This is a genomic window from Paenibacillus terrisolis (assembly GCF_056171975.1).
Genome location: NZ_JBKFGG010000006.1, coordinates 240205 through 255006, shown reverse-complemented (window position 1 = coordinate 255006; position 14802 = coordinate 240205). Strand labels below are relative to the sequence as shown.

13 protein-coding genes are annotated in these 14802 nt (G+C 52.1%); 2 read left to right on the top strand and 11 right to left on the bottom strand.

Features of this window, described 5'->3' with window-relative positions:
- Positions 1–18 precede the first annotated feature (18 nt).
- The 7 genes from ACI48K_RS08830 to ACI48K_RS08800 form a co-directional block, all read right to left on the bottom strand.
- Positions 19–1767, bottom strand: a complete 1749-nt coding sequence (locus ACI48K_RS08830) for a cache domain-containing sensor histidine kinase (protein ID WP_475027212.1) — start codon at positions 1765–1767, stop codon at positions 19–21.
- A 105-nt stretch (positions 1768–1872) separates the two neighbouring features.
- A complete protein-coding gene (locus ACI48K_RS08825) occupies positions 1873–2715 on the bottom strand; it encodes a carbohydrate ABC transporter permease (RefSeq protein ID WP_475027211.1) in 843 nt (280 codons plus the stop codon).
- A complete protein-coding gene (locus tag ACI48K_RS08820; RefSeq protein ID WP_475027210.1) occupies positions 2712–3677 on the bottom strand; it encodes a carbohydrate ABC transporter permease in 966 nt (321 codons plus the stop codon). Before ACI48K_RS08820 ends, ACI48K_RS08825 begins: the two co-directional genes overlap by 4 nt.
- Before the next feature lie 331 nt (positions 3678–4008).
- A complete protein-coding gene (locus ACI48K_RS08815) occupies positions 4009–6081 on the bottom strand; it encodes an alpha-glucuronidase family glycosyl hydrolase (protein ID WP_475027209.1) in 2073 nt (690 codons plus the stop codon).
- A 14-nt stretch (positions 6082–6095) separates the two neighbouring features.
- Positions 6096–6890, bottom strand: a complete 795-nt coding sequence (locus tag ACI48K_RS08810; RefSeq protein WP_475027208.1) for a Nif3-like dinuclear metal center hexameric protein — start codon at positions 6888–6890, stop codon at positions 6096–6098.
- An 83-nt stretch (positions 6891–6973) separates the two neighbouring features.
- Positions 6974–8311, bottom strand: coding sequence for an ABC transporter substrate-binding protein (locus ACI48K_RS08805; protein WP_475027207.1), 1338 nt, complete (start codon positions 8309–8311; stop codon positions 6974–6976).
- A 178-nt stretch (positions 8312–8489) separates the two neighbouring features.
- The gene (locus ACI48K_RS08800) at positions 8490–8768 is read right to left on the bottom strand and encodes a small, acid-soluble spore protein, alpha/beta type (protein WP_475027205.1); all 279 of its coding nucleotides are present in this window, start codon (positions 8766–8768) and stop codon (positions 8490–8492) included.
- A gap of 203 nt (positions 8769–8971) precedes the next feature.
- Between ACI48K_RS08800 and ACI48K_RS08795 the strand changes: the two genes are divergently transcribed.
- Positions 8972–9982: an oxidoreductase gene (locus tag ACI48K_RS08795; protein ID WP_475027204.1), complete on the top strand. Its 1011-nt coding sequence runs from the start codon at positions 8972–8974 to the stop codon at positions 9980–9982.
- 17 nt (positions 9983–9999) lie between these two features.
- On the opposite strand, the gene ACI48K_RS08790 is transcribed toward ACI48K_RS08795, so the two are convergent.
- The 3 genes from ACI48K_RS08790 to ACI48K_RS08780 form a co-directional block, all read right to left on the bottom strand.
- A complete protein-coding gene (locus tag ACI48K_RS08790) occupies positions 10000–11109 on the bottom strand; it encodes an AbrB family transcriptional regulator (protein WP_475027203.1) in 1110 nt (369 codons plus the stop codon).
- Positions 11102–11755 carry an MBL fold metallo-hydrolase gene (locus ACI48K_RS08785; protein ID WP_475027202.1) on the bottom strand — a complete coding sequence of 218 codons (654 nt, stop codon included), beginning with the start codon at positions 11753–11755 and terminating at the stop codon, positions 11102–11104. The genes ACI48K_RS08790 and ACI48K_RS08785 overlap by 8 nt, the downstream gene beginning before the upstream one ends.
- 66 nt (positions 11756–11821) lie before the next feature.
- The gene (locus ACI48K_RS08780; RefSeq protein WP_475027201.1) at positions 11822–12223 is read right to left on the bottom strand and encodes an Rrf2 family transcriptional regulator; all 402 of its coding nucleotides are present in this window, start codon (positions 12221–12223) and stop codon (positions 11822–11824) included.
- 195 nt (positions 12224–12418) lie between these two features.
- Between ACI48K_RS08780 and ACI48K_RS08775 the strand changes: the two genes are divergently transcribed.
- Positions 12419–13291: a YitT family protein gene (locus ACI48K_RS08775; protein ID WP_475027200.1), complete on the top strand. Its 873-nt coding sequence runs from the start codon at positions 12419–12421 to the stop codon at positions 13289–13291.
- Positions 13292–14013: 722 nt separating this feature from the next.
- Here the strand turns inward: ACI48K_RS08775 and ACI48K_RS08770 are convergent.
- Positions 14014–14799, bottom strand: coding sequence for an ABC transporter permease (locus ACI48K_RS08770; RefSeq protein ID WP_475027199.1), 786 nt, complete (start codon positions 14797–14799; stop codon positions 14014–14016).
- Positions 14800–14802: the final 3 nt, after the last annotated feature.

The window sequence follows — 14802 nt, the reverse complement described above, 5'->3', positions numbered from 1 at the left end:
TCCCGATGACCAGTGCTTTTAAGACGGTTCCTTCTCCGTTATCACCGGAGGCTCCGTCAGGCGGGGCAAATCGATCATGACGCGCGTTCCGCCTTCTTCCCGCTCCGACAGCTTGACGCCATAGCGGCTATCGAAGTAGCCGGCGATTCTTTCCTTGACATTACGCATTCCGTACCCGCCGGTGCGGCGATGCTGTTTCTTGTCTGCCTCCCGGTTTAAGCCGGTCCCGTCATCCTCAATCGTAATTTGCAGCTGATCGGCTTTCTCTTCAAGCCGGATGTGGATAAAGCCGTGGTTTCGGGCATTAAAGCCGTGAACGATGGAATTTTCCACGAACGGCTGCAGCGTGAGCTTCGGAACGAACAATTCACGCAGCTCCGGAGGAGCCTTAATCTCGTATTCAAGCCCTTCTCCCCAGCGAAGCTGCTGGATCTCCAAGTAGCATGTAATATGCTCCAACTCTTCTGCGACCGAAATGAAACTGTTGCCGTTCGACAAGCCGATGCGGAACATGCGGCCCATCAGTTCGAGAATGCGGCTGAGCTCATCCTGTCCCGCTTCGATCGCCATCCAGTTCAGCTGGTCGAGCATGTTATAGAGAAAGTGAGGGTTTATGTTGGCCTGGAGCGCTTCGATTTCTGCTTTGCGCTGCTGCTCGTAGCGCTTCTTGAGCGAACGGTACAATTCTTCGATCCGCTCGTTCTGCTTGCGGTAACCGGCGAACAGGTACCCGAATTCGTTCTCGTAATCGCCGGGCAGCTCCACTTTGTTGCCTTCCACGAAATATAACCGCATCGCCGTAACGAGCTGCTTGATCGGCTTCGTAAACTGGCTGCTGAGATAATGGGTCATCAGGAGCACCAGCAAAATCGCGGCGAGGCCGATGAGCCCAATCACCATGGCCAGCGTAAAGCTGCCCTCGGTGATTTGCTTCCAGGAGGAGAACTCCACCAAGGTCCAGTCAGAATCGCGCATTTTGGAATAAACGAGCAGAGAATCCCCCAATTTGGCGTTCCCGCGGATTCGGACATAACCGGATTCCCCTTCCTTCACATCCGCCCATTCGGACAATTCCGTATGATCCAGAATTTGGCCGGTTTTCACGAATTCCCGGCCTTGGGAATCCACCATCAGCCGATTGGCGCTCGAGGTATGTCCCGCCAGCATCTTCTCGATTTCTTTGGATTTGATATGAATAATCAGCACGCCGAGATATTTATCGTTATACATGATTTTACGGCCAAAGCTGAGCACGGGAACGTCTCCCTGGAAGCTGTTGATTTCGTGCTCGGTCGACCAGGCAAAATCATTGTTCACAAGCGTGCTGGCCCAAGCCTGCTGGTTCAGCTTGCTCAGATCCCGAAACTGAATATAGCTGTCCTCATCCCGGGGGAGCGGGTTATCCATATATAAATCAATGCCTTGAATCAGCGGGATCGAATAGGTCAGGTTGGCCAGCGCATATACCACGTTGACCGATCCGCGGTAAGTTTTAAATTTGTCCTGCCGATCCTTAAGAAAATTGATGACCTCGTTGTCGCGCGAGGTAGACAGTGAAATCTGCTCAATCATGACTAATTGTGTGGTGATCTCATTGTTCAGCTCATCCAGCAGCCGCTGTTGATAAAGGGAACTGGTCTTGACGAGCGCGTTGGACGAGATAATATAACTGGCCCAAGCAATGCAGGCGACAACGATCACGATGATTACGGCAAAACTGCGAAAAAACAAGGTGTCGACGCGGAATTTTTTAAAAGGACTGATCATTCTCTGGGTGCCCCCTTCAGATACTTAAGGAGAAAAAACGGTAAAGCTGCGAAAGCGATTCGTTTCGACAAAGCTCTACCGTTATATATTTGTGATCGACCAGTCTTATCCCTTTATTCCGGTTGTGGCAATTCCTTCTACAAAGTATTTTTGCAGGAACATAAAGACCAGTGTTGCCGGTAAAATAGAGACGAGCGACATGGCGAGCAATTGGCCCCATTCCTGGGCGGACTGGGAATCGTTGATCATCCGCAGCGCCAAGCTGACCGTGTACTTGTCAACCGAATTGATATACAGCAAATGGCCGAGGAAATCGTCCCAATTCCAGAGGAAGCAGAATATCAGTACGGTAACGACCGCCGGTTTGGTGAGCGGCATGACGATTCGCCAATAAATGCCAAACCAGGAGCAGCCGTCGATTTTGGCCGATTCGTCCAGTTCCTTCGGAATGCCCCGCACGAATTGGATCAGCAGGAAGACAAAGAACGTGCCGCCCGAACCCGCCGCTACCAAGTGAGGAATGATAAACGGCAAGTACGTGTTTACCCAACCCAGTTGGTGGAACAAGGCATATTGCGGAATGATCAATACTTGGCCCGGCATCATCAAGGTTAGCATAAACAGGGAGAACCAAAAACCTTTCAGCGGAAAATTCAGTCTGCCGAAGCCAAAGGCGACCAGCGTGCTGGAGATCAAGGTTGCGATCAGTACGCCAAGCTCCAGACTGAACGTATTAAGATAAAAGTCCGTAAATGTATGGCCTGGAACCGAATTCCAGCCTTTTGAGAAATTGCTCCAGAGCGGGACCTTCGGAAAAATATTCGGCGAGCCCAGCTCGGTATTGGATTTCAGCGATGCGCCAATCCACCAAAGCACGGGGTATACCATCAGGAAGCTGAAAAGAATCATGCAAATATGCCGGATGTAGGATTTCGTTTTAGTCGTCATTTGCGTTTCTTGCTCCCTTCCGCTTCGGTTTCATAGAACACCCAGTATTTCGATGTTCCGGCGATGATCAATGTGGCGGCAACGATGATAACCAGCATGATCCAGGCGAGCGCCGAGGAATAACCCAATTGATACCGACTAAACGCTCGTTCGTACAGATACAGGGCGTACACGTAAGTGGAGTTCATCGGTCCGCCGTTGGTAACGATAAAGGCCGAGGTAAACATTTGGAACGCGTTGATAACGCCCATGATTAGATTGAAGTAAAAAATCGGCGACAGCATCGGGAGCGTAATCCGGAAAAACTGCACGAATTTATTGGCCCCGTCGACGGAAGAAGCCTCGTACAAATCGTTTGGAATTTGCTTGAGTCCCGCCAGGAAAATAACCATCGAGGAACCGAATTGCCAAACCGTGAGCAGGACGAGCGTTCCCATCGCGGTATCCGGACTTGTGATCCAGCCTTTGCCTTCAAAGCCGAAGACGCCGATAATTTTGTTGAAGATGCCGTCTACGCCGAAAATGTTCCGCCACAGCATAGACACGGCGATGCTGCCGCCGATCAGCGATGGAAAGTAAATCGCCGTGCGGTAGAGGCCAATCCCGCGAACCGCTTTATTCAGCAGCACGGCGACGAGCAGCGCCGCGATCAATTTTAATGGAACCGAGGCGATAACATATTGGAACGTCACGCGTAAGGATTGCTCGAATTTCGGATCCGAGGTAAAGATGTTGACGTAGTTCTTGGCGCCTACCCATTCGATGGGTCTAAGCAGCGTGTAATTCGTAAACGAATAGTACAGCGATAATAATAACGGATACGCCGTGAGTCCGATAAATCCGATCAGCCAAGGCGAAATAAACAAGTAGCCGGCGACGGGATCATTCCATCTTTTCAAAGAAGAACGCTTCTTTTTCGCGATCCTCTCCTGACTGACGGCTACGGGTGTAGAACGATTCATATGCGATCACCTCTGTAGTTTGTCTAATAGCTTAAGTATAGATGTGTCCCAGAGGCGGTTAAATGAGGGTAATCCTCGATTTCTTTTAAAATATCACGAAAAAAGAGCGGCTTGCCGCCGCTCCTCTCCGCTTGAATATTTATAAGTGCGCACCTCTATATAAGTTGAACTAATGATCGAGCGTGCAGTGGCAGCCGTGTGAAATGTTCTTCCGATCACAAAGGCGAACGAAGCCTATACTTCCGATGCAGCTTTCATTCAGAAAGCTTTTAGCTTCTTCCAGATCATCTCACACTCTTGCCGGTTCACTTTCTGTTGTTCAACTTATATATTAGTAAATCCGTCTGCCTTGCTGGTCCGGAATCCCGCTCTTCCGGTAAAAATACGTGTTGATGCGGTCGCGCCATTCTTTGGAATGCTCCGCTTGCTCAGCCAGGCGTTCCGCCACTTGCTTGTGCAGCCCCGGATCCATGCTTCCGTCCAGCGTATTCCATGCCGCCTGCAGCCCTTTCGCCCGTTCTACGCCTTCAAAATGGGTGTCGTAAATATGCTGAATGACCGTTTTGCCGGAATGAAGGACATGCGTATAAGGAACATGGTGGAAAAACAGTAAAAGCTCGTCGGGACAGGCTGCCAAAGAGTCGTATAAATTGACGTTAGCTCCCGCATACTGCCCGGCATAACCGGTTCCCGTCGCTTGGGTACGGTCTACGCCGATACCGTGGCAATCGGCAAAATGATATGTCCCCCACATCGAATATTCGTAGCCGTCCACGTTGGGTCCGTAATGATGGTCGGGATTGACCATGAAACCAACGCCAAGCGGGGCGGTATAGGATTCGTACACGCTCCAGGAGTCGAGCAGAATTCGCTTGACCACCGAAACCAGCTGTTCGCTGCCGCCAAAGGTTAAGCGAATCCACTGCTCGGCGATCTCTTCGGCGGTCTGCTCCGGATTCCAAGCAAGCCGGCCGTAGCCGTAAAGATTGACCCCAGCCAAAAGATGTCCCGTCCAGTTCGCATTGTCCCCGATATTGGATACGGCGGCAAACCCGCTGTACCGGTTGCCGTGCGCCGAACCGTCGACGATCCGTTTAACCGGTGTGCCTGCGCCCTTGAGATAGGTTTCGAATTCAAGCGTTTCTTTCCACTGCGGCACCAGATAACATACATGGCGCTGCTGGCCGGTATATTCCTGCGTAACCTGGAACTCGATCATTTGATTGGTCGACGGCATGGCGCCGATCAGCGGCGAGACCGGCTCGCGAACCTGGAAGTCGATCGGACCGTTTTTCACTTGCAGCACGACATTGTCCATGAACCGGCCGTCCAGCGGCTTGAAATGATCGTAGGCCGCGCGGGCCCGATCCGTTTTCCTGTCGCGCCAGTCCTGCTTGCAGTTGTACACGAAGCAGCGCCAGATAACGATGCCGCCGTAGGGCTTCAACGCTTCGGCCAGCATATTGGCGCCGTCCGCATGATCGCGGCCGTAAGTGAACGGCCCCGGACGATTTTCGGAGTCGGCTTTCACAAGGAAGCCGCCAAAGTCCGGGATCGCTTGGTGAATATCCGCTGCGCGGGCCTGCCACCATTCGCGTACCGCAGGCTCCAATGGATCGGCCGTATTCATGCCTCCGATTTCGATCGGGCTCGCAAAGTTCACGCTGAGGAACAGCTTGATTCCGTAAGCCCGGAATACATCGGCGATTCTTGCCACATCCGGCAAATACCGCTCCGTAATGAACATCGTTTCCCATTGATGCACGTTGACGTTATTGATGGAAATGGCATTGATTCCCGACGAAGCGAGCAGTCTCGCGTAATCCCGGATTCGCGTCATATCGGTCGTAATCCGATCATCATTATAGAAAATCGACTTACCCGCGTATCCGCGTTCGATGCTCCCGTCGATGTTGTCCCATTGATTGATCATGCGCAGCTGATTGACGGGGTTTTCTACAATGTGCAAGCCGCTGACGGGACTCCCTGTGCCGATCAGCCGCAGCAGGTGGAAAACGCCGTACAGCACGCCGGCGGAAGATGCCGCGCCGACGGCGATGCGGCCGGTGGACGGGTCGCTTTGGATGGCATATCCCTCCGGTCCGATTGTGGAGGCGGTTCCCGCATCAATGAATTCCTGCAGTTGCGGATTGCCGCCAAAGGTCCCGAGGACGATGCCGCAAAGCCCGTCCCACGTCGGGGCAGCTTCGGCTTTTTGCCCCAGCATGCCCTCCAGACCGCTGACAAGCTCGGTCACGGCGGAATCGATGACTTCGTTCTTCTCCGTAACGACAATGCGGCGATAATCGGCGTGCGGTTCAAGCCGTTTGCCGGAGGCCAAACGGTTGTACCCGAGCCAGGCTTGATAACCCGTATTTTTTGCGAATAATGGTGTATGACTCATCAATGACTCTCCTGTCAAATAATTTGGAAAAGAGGCTTTTCAGCAATAAAATGAACGGGAAGGCCAGGATAGCGGGCTTTCAGTACACTGGCCAAATAGTTCATGCCAGGCTCCTCGCTTTGTGCGTGACCGAGTGCAATTATGGCCTTGCGTTTGCCCTGATTGACGGCATCTCTTACATATTCTGGAGTCTCCCACTCCGGTCCTTCTCCCAATATAATCAAATCCAAGTTTTCCCGGTCAAAAAGCGGAATCGCCATGGAGCCGCCGCCTCGGTAGCCTGCGAGCAGGCCGATTCGCGTACACGCCATGGACGGATCGCCAACGACACGGACATAAGGTATCCCGAGCTTGCTTTTTAGATGTTCCGCAATTTCACGGACGCTTGCCGCCGGGATGCTTGCGATGGCTGATGCCGGATGATACTCCGCAATGTACATTTGCCAGCCAAGCTGCTCGATAAGTCCAACCATGATGCCGTCGGGCCGGTATCGATGCCAATAATCATGGAACCTGAAAATCGCCAGTCCCGTCTCTTCGATCCATTTCCGTTTCTCTTGGGCGACGGGATCGTTTTGAATAGCTTCTTCGTTAGGATGATGGCTGAAAAAGATTCCCTCGTGGCTGATCAGCAAATTCGCCCCCAGCTCGGCGGCCTGACGAATCACGTCATGCGTGGCCACAAACGCCGTGGCAATTCCTTTGACTTCCGCGGACGGGTCTCCGAATTCAAGCACATCCACCGTCGTTTCAAGCGAACCCACCGGCTTGATGAGTTCACGAATGACATCCTTGATTCGAATCGGCATGGTTTCTATCCCTTCTATCCCTGAAGCGGATAATATAATACCCGGAACAAGGACGTTGTTCCGGGCTTTTTCCTATTTCAAGATTAGTTTTCGTAAGCTGTGGAAGCATCCTTCAATTGATCGAAGGCTTGTTCCGGCGTGATTTTGCCGAAGCTGAGCTGGTCGTGAACATAAGGGAAGTCCTTATCGATAAAGTTGGTCCAGCCGCCTGCGCCTGCCGTCCAGGTTTGTGCATCCGGAGCGGAAGCATTGTACATTTCCAAACCGATTTTATCAGTGTCGCTCATGCTGGATTCCAGAAGCTTCGCGCTGTCGCTGTTGGCCGGGATACCGCGCGAGGTACCCAAAATTTTAGCGGCCTCCGGATCGTTAACGAACCAGTTGACGAACTCGGTAGCTTCTTTTTGATACTTGGAGTTCTCGGAAACCGACAGGTACATGGAAGGCTTGAGCCAGCCGCCTGCTTGATCCGCACGAGGCATGGTGACAAGCGCGTAAGCGCCTTTCTTCATGCTGTCCCAGGAACCGTAGTTATTCGAGAAGCTGTAGCGGAACAGGATTTTGCCGGCTACCATCAAGTCCATTTGCGGATCGAACTCTTTATCGGAAGAGTTCACGTCTGCCGGAGGCACTAGACCATCCTTGCGGAGCTTGTCAAAATGGTTCGTCCAGTCAAGGAAGGTGTCGCGGTCGATATTGAAATGACCGTCTTCCGTAATAACCATGCCTTTGCCTTTAGCGTATTGATAAGCCGAGTACATGAAGTAGTTGGCCGCGTAATCTTTCGTGAAATATTGGCCTTTCGGCAATTTGGCTTTGGACGCTTCGGCCAAAGCGAAGAAATCGTCCCATGTCCAGCCGTTGGCAGGATTTTGAATGCCGAGTTTATCCATGGCCGCCTTATCATAAATCATACCGAAAGCAACCGAACCAAGCGGTACCGCGTATTGGGTTGCTTCAAACTGCCCGCCTGCCAGCAGCTTCGGATCGATTTTGGATACGTCCACATCCGTTAATGGAGCCAATTGACTCCGGCTTGCCCAGTCCGGCGCCCAGCCTGGATCAAGCTGAACGATGTCCGGCGCATTTTTAGCCGCGGCTTGCGTGGACAACTTGTCCAGATAACCGTCCATCCCGGAATATTCCGGTTCAAAAGTTACGTTAGGATGATTTTTTGTGTACAAGTCCAGCGCAGCCAGTGTAGCCTCATGACGATCCTGCGACCCCCACCACATAATGCGAAGCTTAACTGGTTCGTTGCTGCCGGTATTTGCCGCCGCGTTTTCGGTTTTTCCGGTGTTGCCGGAGTTTCCGGCCTGAGCATTATCCGCCGAATTTCCTCCCCCGCCGCCGCACGCGGCCAACGAACCTACCAGTGAAGCTGTTACTGCTACCTTTAGTAAACGCTTCCAACCAAACATTGTGTAAACCTCCTTCTGAATCGTAAATATCTGTTTGCATCTCCTATAGTACCGATTCAAAATGAAAGTTTATATAAGAGCGATGCACGATTTATTATAAAAAAACTCGAAAATATGTATCTCCCCCAGCCAACAATCATTATACCTTATCCGCCAAAAAAGAGAACGGCAGTAATGATTACTGCCGTTCCGTAAGGCGCTGCTTGGTAAGCCGGATCATCTCGCGGACCATCGAACCGCCGATAGCGCCGCCGATTTTTCCGGCATCCTCCGATTTCAGCTCCCCGTTGTCTCCGGGTTTCAGCGGAACCCCCAGCGACTTCGCCACCTCGTATTTGACGTCGTCCGGATGCCTCGGATCCACTTTATAACCTTCGTTTTGCATCACCTTCGCTTTGAAGCCGCTCAGATCCGACCCTCCCGGGGAAGCCGAACTCCGCGATCTTTTTCTGGACATGCCGCCCACTCCTTTCATCATGGCCTGTTTCTAAGTTCCCCGAAGAGGAGATATTCCATTCGCATAATGATAGCAGCCGGTTTGTGAGATCATAATAAAACTTTGAGTTTTCTATTATTCGAGCTATTGACATGGAGCAAACTCCAGGTGTTAGGATGCATTTGAAACGAAATTACCCTGAAAATTACGGAGGAGATGAAACATTGAACACAAACCATGATTATCAAATAACACCCCAAAATCCGATCCCTTCGGGCTTCGGCCCGCAAACAACCGCGCAGGAGGCCCTTGGCGGACGCGATCTGAGCGGAAAAACCGCAATCGTGACCGGCGGGTATTCCGGCATCGGCTTGGAGACAACCCGTGTGCTGGCGGAAGCCGGCGCGGCGGTAATCGTACCCGCGCGTACTCCGGAGAAGGCCCGGGCCGCGCTTGCCGGCATCCCGCGGGTCGAACTGGAAGCGCTCGACCTGATCGACCCCGCGTCAATCGATGCCTTTGCACAGCGTTTTTTGGATTCCGGCCGTTCGCTGGACATCCTCGTCAATAATGCCGGCATTATGGCCGCCCCGTTAACGCGGGACGCGCGCGGCTACGAATCCCAATTCGCCACCAACCATCTGGGCCATTTTCAATTGACGGTACGGCTGTGGCCGTCATTAAAACAATCCGGAGACGCCAGAGTCGTTTCTCTCTCCTCCGCCGGAATTCGCTTTGGAGGCGTCGATTTTGACGATCCCAACTTCGAACGCAAGGAATATGACAAGTGGAAGGCTTACGGGCAGGCCAAATCCGCTAACGCGCTGTTTGCGGTCGGCCTCGATAAGCGCGGTTATGCCAGCGGAGTTCGTGCTTTCTCCGTTCATCCGGGGAGAATTCTGACCGATTTGGCCCGTTTTATGTCGGATGACGAGCTGCAGGCCATGGGCGCTTTCGACGAACAGGGGCAACGTATTGCCGCCACTCCCGCCGGATACAAAACCGTAGAGCAAGGAGCGGCGACAAGCGTTTGGTGCGCGGCGAATACCCAGTTATCCGGAAAAGGCGGCGTTTATTGCCAGGATGCGGATATTGCGGAAGCCGAGCCCGCCTTCTCATTGGATGGCGTCGCCCAGGTGCTGACGGGAGTGCTTCCGTGGGCGATCGACCAGGACTTCGCCGAACGCTTATGGCAGCTCAGCGAAGAATTGACCGGCGTGAAATTCATGGAATAAGCAAAAAAAGCGGCGGACTAAGCTTCAGTCTGCCGCTTTTTTTGTTTATCTCCCATTCTAAAAAGCAGCCGCAGCAGCGGCGGGATCAGGAAAAAGATAAAAAAGGTGCGAAACAGCTGGTAACCTGCCACCATAGCCAAATCGGCGTTGATTTCATGCGCGATGATGCCCATTTGGTCCATGCCTCCCGGAGCCAGGCTCAGCAAGGCCGTCGATCGTGAAACCGGCTGGAAGAGAGTCAGCAGCGCGCCTAGGCCAAGCGCACCGATGACGAGCACAACCGCGCTGGCAATCGCGAGCGAAATCGTGCGCCATTTATTCGGCAGGCTTCCCGGTTTGAGAAGCAGCCCCACATAGGAGCCGATCAGGAACTGGGCGGCATTCGTGAACAGGCTCGGCAGCGCCGGGCCATGAAGACCGCAGGCCATCAGAATGGCGGTGCCGATCGCGGGGCCAAGCAAATAAGCGGTCGGAAATTTGATCCGGTTTCCTCCCCAGGCGCAAACGATGGATACGGCCGCGAAAATAAGCAGATTGTGAAAAAGTCCGTCCCATCCGGGAGAGCGGACCGCGGCAAGCGCAGCCGCAGCCGCGTCATGCTGTTGGCCAAGGATCGGGCTAAACACAAGCAGCGGCACGCTGATGATAATGATCATGAGCCGGACAACCTGAATGACCGTGACGACGGTCAGGTTGACCCCTTTCGTTTCTTCCGCCAAGGTCAGCATTTGGGTCAAGCCTCCGGGAATACTCCCCATTAATACGGTCTTATAATTAGTCTTCGACAGCTTGGCTACGGCATACGCAATTCCGGCGCAAAGCAGCATCAGCAGCGTCGTCATCAGCAGCATAAAGGGAAGCTGATGAGACATCGACCGAAGAGCGGTACCCGTCATGGACAGTCCAATCGTATATCCCACAATGATCATCCCGGCATTTCTCGCCTGCGGAGGCCAAGCGTAGCTTTCCTTCCAAATATTAGAGCCGATCAGGTTCGCGATCATAGGGCCAAGCAGCCATGGAATCGGCAAATGCAGCAGTTCGAATACCGCCCCTCCGATCACAGCCGTCACAAAGGTCAAGGCTACCCGGGCTGCGTAGGACCCGCTTTTGTTTCCTTTATTCATACTGCATAACCACAATCCCGTTTATTTCGGCCAGTTTTTCTTTGGTCACATCCAATTCTTTGATGGTCGTGCTCCCCTGATCCGCAGCCGCGAGAAACGTCCCCAGCTTCCCGAACAACGGGCGCGCCAATCCCAGCGCTTTCGTCCGATAATGCATCGGAATCGTAATCGCCGGCTTCAACTGCCGCATGACCCGAGCCGCCCGCTCACCGTCCAGCACGGGAAGGAGTCGGGTGCCGCCAACGGGAACCAGGAGAATATCCACATGTCCGATTTCACGAAGCTGCTCTTCCTTCAGCAAATGCCCCAAATCGCCGCAGTGGCAAACGGTTAACCCGTCAATTTCGAAAACAAATACGATGTTGTCGCCCCTTTTCGCGCCGTTTTGGTTGTCGTGAAAGGTCTTTGCGCCTTTAATGGCAACGCCGTCTTTAAGATACTCCTTTGGCTCGTTCGCGAGCAAATAATTTCCCGTAGCGACCTGAATCTGATTATGATCCTTGTGATCGTGAGTCACCGCTACGATGTCCGCCTCCACGCGGGGCATTCTGTACCCGAGAAAATGATCGTAAGGATCGATCAAAATCGAAACGCCCTCCTGCGAAATCAAATGAAAAGCGGATTGTCCAAACCATTTCAGCTTCATAAGTGAACATCCTTTCTGCAGTTCTATTTTTGTGCAAATTTTTGCACAGTTTAACGTAAAAAAAGCTCATTCCAACAGATCGGCAATCGTATAGCTGTCCAACGTTTTGTCCACTTGTCTATTAATATCCGTCATGATGCCGTCAAACGCCGCAAGCGATTTTTTCCCAAACAGACCGTTCCCGGAATAGTCCAGCAATCGTCCCCACAAAGGTTCTTCCTCAAATACAGACCGGTACACCTCGGACAATCGGATGTCTTCCGGCCGTTTGGCAAGCCGATATCCTCCGGTTCTTCCCTGCTTCGCGTCCACCAGGCCCGCTTCGGAGAGCTGGGACAAAATTTTGCGCAGCGCGGTCGGTTCGCATTGAAGATATTCGGCAATCTCTCCGCTGGAGCATTGCTCCGTGTGTTTTGCGAGTACCAACAAAGCCTGCAGGCCGAATCCAAAACGTTTTACTTGTGCCATAACCGTCCGCGAAAGCGGCCTCCTTTTGGGGGATGTTTTAATGTGCAAATTATAGCACATTTAATGAGTGCGAGCAAATTAAAGTTTACCCCGCATATCGTGATATTAATCATAGTTTGGTATACTGATAGAAAAGATAATTTAAGCCGATAATAATGTTTTATAACACACCATTTTAGAAAAGAAGGCTCTGACATGAATTTGGACAAGTATTCGCCCATGATTAGCAAACCGATTAAGGCTACGCTGAAGCCCGCACAGGAGGTTGGCGTGATTCTCGTATCGGCATTGCTGCTCGCGATCGGACTTAATTTGTTCCTGGTTCCCCACCAGCTATTATCAGGCGGCGTAACCGGCGTAGCATCGATCGTTGGCTATCTGACGGGCTGGAATATTTCCATCTTTTATTTTCTATTGAACGTTCCTCTGATTATTTGGGGCTGGAAAGCCGTAGGAAGACGATACATAATTCTCAGTTGCATTTCCGTTGTCAGCACCACCTGGTTTATGGCTATTATTCCCCCCATTCAGGTTACCAAAGATCCGATTCTGGCCGCCGTATTCGGCGGGATTATCTCCGCGGCGGGAATCGGCTTCTCGCTTCGGGTGGGCGGCTCCACCGGCGGCTTCGACATCCTTGGATCGATCGTCACTCGCCGGCACGACGTGCCGATCGGCAATATATTGTTTGTTTTGAACGGCGTGGTCATCCTCTCGCTCGGCTTTTTCAAAAGCTGGGATCTGGCGCTATACTCTATGCTGTCCACGTTCGTCAAAGGCAAAGTCGTCGATATGATCCATGTCGGTCATATCAAAGTTACCTGCTTCATCATTACGAAGAAAAAAGACCAGATGCTCTGCCAGATGCGCAAGCTTCACCACGGCATTACCTGCCTCCACTCCGAAGGCGGGTACAGCGAAGAAGAGAATTATACGCTGATGACCGTAACCACCCGTTACGAGCTTGCAGCCGTTCGCAAAACCGTCGCCCAGACGGATCCCCACGCCTTTATGAACGTGGTTCAGTCCACAGAAATTCTCGGGCGGTTTGCCAGACCGAAGCAATAAAACCGAGTCGCTGCCCATCAATAAGCCGTCCTCTAATCAGGGATTGCCGTTAGCAAGAAAGCCGATCCCCGGCAACGGGAGATCGGCTTTTTTTGCGTTCCGCCATAAAATAACGGAAAATTATGCGGTTAATTCAGCAGTATGGGCTTGTCCCCATAATTAAACTGAAGTCCACCGTATGAATTGTTGCATAATGTGCAACATTTTGAGTGGGCTGGATGGCTAGTGCAAGTAAATGTTGTAAAAGCTGCAACATTTCCCTGTAAATCGGTTGAGAAATGGGCAAAAGGGCCAAAAATGCTGCATAAAATACAACATTTCGGCTGTTTCACTCGATTCATCCCCCAATTGTTGTATGAAATACAACATTTCCTAGACTGGCCTCCAAACCTGCGACAGCAGAATCTTGTAGGGCGGGACTCCGGAATTAAGGGGCCAAACGGCATTGCAAGGGGCATATAGAATAGATGGATAAATTCGCCACATCAGTAGAAAAACGAAATTCAACTCCAGCGTTCCATCTACTCAGCCACGTGCTGTCTTTTCCGGTTCATGTGCCGCCATTCGGTCCGCTGTCCCGCCAAAACATTTCAAGTTTCTGCCTACGGTTCAACAGTCACGCCAAACTTACTAGTTCCTGCCTACGGTTCCGCTGTCCCCCAAACTTACTAGTCCCTGCTGCTTACGGTTCCGCAGTACCGCCGAGCTTTTCAAGGCCCTTTCTACGAGCCCGCTCCCCGATAACGCTTGACCCCGTAATTCCAGGCCGTGAGGCCGATGGCCAAGAAGATCGCCCCCATAAGCGGAGTCAGCAGAGCCATTGTCTTGAACTCGTCCCTTTGCAAAAACAAGGCCGCCGGGTAAATGCCGACAAACGCAAATGGTACGATCCACGTTAAAAGCACCTGAATCGCGCGGTTATAAATCGTCACCGGGTATCGGCCGTAGCCCTGGATGTTGTACATCAGCGGCAGAATGCCGGTCGGCGCGTCCGAATAAAACGATATCGAGGTCAGCGTCGTGTAAATGCCGGTATAAATCGCAACTGCGCTGATGGTCAGCAGGATCAAAGCGGGGATGGTCCACCATTCCCAGACCAAATCCAGCTGCGAGCCGCTGATCGCCATAATGATTGCCCCGATAAACGAACCGACCAATGACGGCGGATCAACGTTTTCCAGAAAAATTTGAAACAAGTTGTACGCCGGCCGGGTCATGATCCGGTCCATTTCACCCTTGGTGATATACCGTTCGCTAAAACCCCATAAGTTAATGAAACAGCTGAATACGCCAAACGGCACCATAAAAAAACCATAAACAAACACGACTTCGTTTTCGCTCCATCCGCCCAGACTGTCGGTATGCATAAAGATGACGAAGATGAAAATCAGATTCGTCGCCTGAAACAGCAGGTCGGAGATCACCTCCACCCAAAAATCGGCGCGGTAAGTGAGCCGCGTTTTCACGTAATTTTTCAAATATTCGCCGATTAGGCCCAAATAATACACGCC